Annotated in this window: 4 protein-coding genes; 1 reads left to right on the top strand and 3 read right to left on the bottom strand. The window is 71.8% G+C overall.

The features are described 5' to 3' along the window. Positions 1 to 722, bottom strand: a 722-nt coding sequence (locus NON22_RS20420; RefSeq protein WP_257388824.1) for a 2-keto-4-pentenoate hydratase, incomplete at its 3' end; no start/stop codon positions are given. 161 nt (positions 723 to 883) lie between these two features. Between NON22_RS20420 and NON22_RS20415 the strand changes: the two genes are divergently transcribed. Further along, on the top strand, positions 884 to 2,239 hold the full coding sequence (locus tag NON22_RS20415; protein WP_257388823.1) for a pectate lyase family protein: 1,356 nt from the start codon (positions 884 to 886) through the stop codon (positions 2,237 to 2,239). Positions 2,240 to 2,406: 167 nt separating this feature from the next. Here the strand turns inward: NON22_RS20415 and NON22_RS20410 are convergent, their stop codons facing one another. Continuing rightward, a complete protein-coding gene (locus tag NON22_RS20410) occupies positions 2,407 to 3,696 on the bottom strand; it encodes a hypothetical protein (RefSeq protein ID WP_257388822.1) in 1,290 nt (429 codons plus the stop codon). A gap of 234 nt (positions 3,697 to 3,930) precedes the next feature. Then, positions 3,931 to 4,880: pectinesterase family protein (locus tag NON22_RS20405; RefSeq protein ID WP_257388821.1), on the bottom strand; the 950-nt coding region annotated here is incomplete at its 5' end.

The following is a 4,880-nucleotide window of genomic DNA, read 5'->3' as shown; positions in this document are numbered from 1 at the left end:
GTGGCCGCGCCGGTCGTGACGTAGTCGCCGGCCCGCAACTGGCGGTCACAGCGCGCATTGCGCGACAGCGCGAACGCGAGCGCGGCCAGCGGGCCGCCGGCCAGCGCCGCGGCGCCGCCGCGGCCGACGAGTTCGCCGTCGATCCAGGTCGTACAGGTCAATGCATCCATCGCGTAATCCTGCCAGTTCGCGATGGCCGGCCCCAGCAGAAGTCCCGCGTTGTTGCCGCAGTCGGCGACGACGGCGCAGGGACCGAGCTCGTTGATCGCGGCCAGCGGGCTACCGGCCAGTTCCATGCCGACGTGCAGCGCGGCGACTTCGGACGCGGCCTGCTCCGGGGTCCAGACCTCCACGCGCGGCGCGACGTCGCGCGCGAGGCGGAACACGAACTCGGCCTCGACCGCGGCGAAGCCGCCGGGAATCACGGAAAACTCGCCCTCGGCGTCGGCCGGCACCTGGATGCGTCCGGCGAAGATCGGTCCGACCAGGCGCGGATCGCCGCCGTCCTCGCGCCGCTCCGGTGCGATATAGCCGACCTTCCAGCCAGCCACGGGCGCCGGCCAGCGCGCGATCGCCGCGTCCTGACACCGGTAGGCATCCTCGAGACTCGCCGGCAGCTCGCCCGGAAACGCGGGCAGCGCCTGCGCAGTCAGACGCGCGGCAACAAGGCGCCGGGCGATGGTTTCGGACGGTTTTTCGCTGGCGGGCAGCGGATTGCTCATGCCTGACCTCATCGAAGGGCGATCCTGCCGCGCCGCCGGTGCTCCTTGCGGCACGGATGGCGGCGCCGGACTTGTATAAAGGAAACCGGTGTCATTTACAATGCGGCTCGTACCCGACGCGGCATTTCGGGTTCAATCCCAGACCCGTCAGGAGACCCGTGATGCCGGCATTCCGTTTTCCCGTCGCCCCGCTGCGCCTGCGCGGCGCGCTCGCGACTCTGGCCCTGCTCTGCCTGATGCCGCCGACCGGCCATGCCGCCCCCGCCACCGCCGCCGCGGCCTTCCCAGGCGCCCAGGGCTGGGCGGCGCAGACGCCGGGCGGCCGCGGCGGCAAGTTGCTGCGTGTCACCACGCTCAAGGCCGGCGGCCCGGGCTCGCTGCTCGAGGCGCTGAACACGCCGGGACCGCGCATCGTCGTGTTCGAAGTCGGCGGCGTCATCGATCTGGACCGCCGCGAAATCACGATCAGCGAACCGTTCCTGACCGTCGCCGGCCAGACCGCGCCCTCACCCGGCATCACCCTGATCCGCGGCGGCATCGACATCGCGACGCACGACGTCGTGCTGCGCCACCTCCGCATCCGTCCCGGCGAAGCCGACGTGCACAAGAGCGGGCGCTGGGACGTGGACGCGCTGTCGACGATGACCGGCGCGCACGACGTCATCGTCGACCACTGCAGCCTGACCTGGGCCACCGACGAGAACCTGTCGGCCTCGGGCGCGCGCTTCATCGGCGACACGCCCGACGCCTGGCGCGAATCGGTCTCGCATCGGATCACGTTCAGCAACAACCTCATCGCCGAAGGCCTTTCCCACTCCACGCACGCGAAGGGCGAGCACTCCAAGGGTTCGCTGATCCACGACAACGTCAGCGACATCCTGATCGTCGGCAATCTCTACGCGCACAACTACGAGCGCAGCGCGCTGTTCAAGGGCGGCGCGCGCGGCCTCATGGTCAACAACCTGATCTACGATCCGGGCCCGCGCGCGGTGCACTACAACCTGATCCGCGAGGAATGGGGCGACCATCCGCGCCAGACCGGCCGGCTCGGCCTGATCGGCAACGTACTGCGCGCCGGCCCGTCGACACCGGACGATGTCGCGCTGTTCATGCTCGGCGGCTCCGGCGACGTCGATCTCTATCTGCACGACAACGTCGCCGTCGACCGCCTCGGCCGGCCGCTGCCGCCGCTAGGCCGCTACACGACGACGCCGGCGAAATGGAATCTGCTGAAGACCGCGCCGCCGCTGCCCTACGGCGTCGAGCCGTTGCCGGCCGACGCCGTGCAGGACGCCGTGCTCGAAGACGTCGGCGCGCGCCCGTGGGACCGCGACGCGACCGACGCGCGCATCGTCGCCGACACGGCCGAAGGCCGCGGCCGCATCATCGACAGCGAGTCCGAGGTCGGCGGATATCCGGTCGACTCGGCGACCTATCGCGTCTTCGTCGACAGCGAATGGGACCTCGACACCATGCTGCCGAAGGCGGGATTTCCGGCGAAGCGGCGGCCGAAATGACCTGCGGGAGATGCACGATGGCGCACCTCAGCGTTGAATATCCATAGCAATCTTCAATGAGAACGAGCGCCGGGCGATCTCCGCTCCCCGCCGTTTTCTCGCCGCATCTCCCGGCTTTTCGCACCTCGCCCCACCCGGCACGGCGAGCATCAGCCGCCGCAAACCCGTCAGCGAAACGCGCGAAACGGATTGCGGTTCAGCGCTGCGAGCGCGGCCCAGGCCGTCGCGCCGAGATGCTGGCGGCGATAGTAGTAGGCGTCGGCCGAGGTGCTCGCGGGGCCGATCGCGAGTCCCGTCGTGATCTTCGGCTCGCGCGTCGCGAAGACGTAGCCGCCGGCGCTGAACTGAGCCGCCAGTTCCGCGAGGCAGCGCCGCGCGGCGTCGGTCTCCCCGGCCGTGCGATAGGCGAGCGCCGCCTGCGCCGTGCCTTCGAGCCATTCGCCGTCGCGGTCGTCGTTGAAATCGAAGCCGGCGCCGACGGCATGGACGCGCTCGGCGTGGCGCATCGCGCGGCGCCAATCGGCGGGCGCGTCCGGTAGCAGCTGCGACCACCACTGCACGTCGAGCGCGGACGTCGCGCGATTCGGCGTGCGTCCGTCGGGCAGGGTACCGATCAGGAAATGGCCGCTCGCCGCATCCCATTGCCGATCGAGGAAGCGTCGCGCGTGCGCCGCCTGCGCGCTCCAGCCGCCCGGAGCCTTCGCGGCGGCGAGCCGGCCGAACAGGGCGACGAGGTCGATCGCGTGTTCGGTGGATTTCCAGCCGAGGCGGACCGGCGCCGCATCGAAACCGTCGACGCCGCCGCGGAAGCCGCCGTCGGCACCCGCATCGCGCGCGTTCGCGACGACCCAGGCGGCGAGCTTCGCCGCAGCGTCGCGCCAGCGCGCCTCGCCGGTCACCTCGAACAGCGCGAGCAGCGCGAGACCGGTCCACGCGACATTGCCGGTCGCCGTGCCCATCTGGTTCGCATCTTCGATCCAGCGATTCTCCTTCGCGTCCCACCAGCCGTTCGGCAGCACCGTGTCGCCGACCGCGCCTGCGCGATAGACGTTGCGCAGCCGCGTGTCGTTCCGTGCTGCCCGCTCGAGCGCCGCGCCGACGCGGACGGCCTGGGCGCGGTCGCCGCAGGCCAGCAGGGCGATGACCGCGAGCGCGTTGTCGTAGGTGAACGCCGCGGTATCGAGTGGCGGCAGATCGAGCGTGTCGGCGCCCTCGGCGGCGTCGTAGCTGCGCAGCAGCACGGGGGCCAGGCCGGCGACGGCGTCGACGCGCCGCTTCATCGCCGCGCACGCCTGCGACGACACCTGCTGCGCGACCGTATCGAGCGCTACGAGCGGCTTGTCCTGCGACGCGGCGACCGGCAGCGACGAGGAACTCGCGCCGAACAGAACGGCGAGCGCGACGGCTGCCTTGCGAATGCCGCGACGAGCCGAAGCGTCCTGCAGGGTCCGCACCATCACTGTGTCGTCCGTGGCCGTGTACCGGGAAGCCGGCACGCTATCACACGCATCCGGGACCGAACGAAAGCGGCGAGCCGGCGCGCTCCATGCCGATACCGAGGCCGGCACCCGCGATGCGGCGCACCGACGATGTACCGCCGCGCCGGCGCTGAACGCGGACGAAAATTTCGCCATCGCGCGCCCCGCATCGGCACCGGTCCCGGCTGCGCCGGCGGCGGCCCGCACACCGGCCTAGCGGAACGGCTGATACCGCCGCAGCTTCTGCGCCGCCTCGGGGTCGAGCAGCGGCCTCGTTTCGCTGCGTGCCGCGCCGGGACCGCGGCTGCCGGCCTCGGCGAAGCGGGCGTCCTGCGGCGCGAACGTCGCGCGGCTGCCGTCGCGCGCGGTGTATTGCATCGGATCCCAGCCGTTCGCGGCGATGTGCGCGTCCATCCAGCAGTCGACGAACACGGCGCTGCCGCGCACGGCGGGATCGCCGTAGCGGCCGTCGGCGAAGCTTCGCGTCGGACGCCACGGGCGGCCGAGCGCGACGCTGCCGTCGGGCACTTCGGCCTCGCGCAACAGGTTGCAGCGGCGCGCGAGCAGGCCCTGCGCCTGCGCGGCCGGCGTGGACGGCGCCGTCAAATAGCCCTGGCGTTCCTTGCCGGGGCGGAAACGGGAGACGACGACGCAGTCGTCGAGCACGCACTCGCCGGCACCGAACAGGAAATCCACGCTGCCGCGCACGCGGCAGCGGCGCAGCCAGCTGCGGCCGGATTCGGCGAACAGCGTGTCCTGATGGCCGTCGATGTCGCAGTCCTCGATCAGCGCGCGGTCGGAGCCCGTGTCGAACATCAGCGCGACGGCCTGGGCGCCGTTCGCGCCGACGGTCTCGAGCACGGGCCTGGCGAGATGCGCGCGGTAGTCGAAGCGGTTCTCGAACGTGAGCTCGCGCGCGCGGAAGCCCGGCGCGCGCACGATGACGCTCGCGCAGGCCCAGGTGCCCCAGGGCTCGCCGTCGTCGCGACGATGGCCGGCGGCGCGGTCGGAACCGATGCGGCAGCGGCTGCGGTGCGCGCCGACCAGATGGACGTCGGGCTTGTCGACGACGAGCTTCTCGTCCCAGACGCCCTCGCCGACCGCGATGCGGAACGGCCGTGCGCCGGCCGCCGGCGCCGCGGCGATGGCCGCGGCGAGGCTCG

The organism is Tahibacter caeni, from assembly GCF_024609805.1.
GTDB lineage: Bacteria > Pseudomonadota > Gammaproteobacteria > Xanthomonadales > Rhodanobacteraceae > Tahibacter > Tahibacter caeni.
Note: the sequence above shows the minus strand (reverse complement) of the source record. Positions and strands in the feature narration are given on the sequence as shown.

Coding starts and splice junctions, on each gene's coding strand:
- NON22_RS20415 (WP_257388823.1), top strand. CDS start 884: ATGCCGGCATTCCGTTTTCCCGTCGCCCCGCTGCGCCTGCGCGGCGCG.
- NON22_RS20410 (WP_257388822.1), bottom strand. CDS start 3,696: ATGGTGCGGACCCTGCAGGACGCTTCGGCTCGTCGCGGCATTCGCAAG.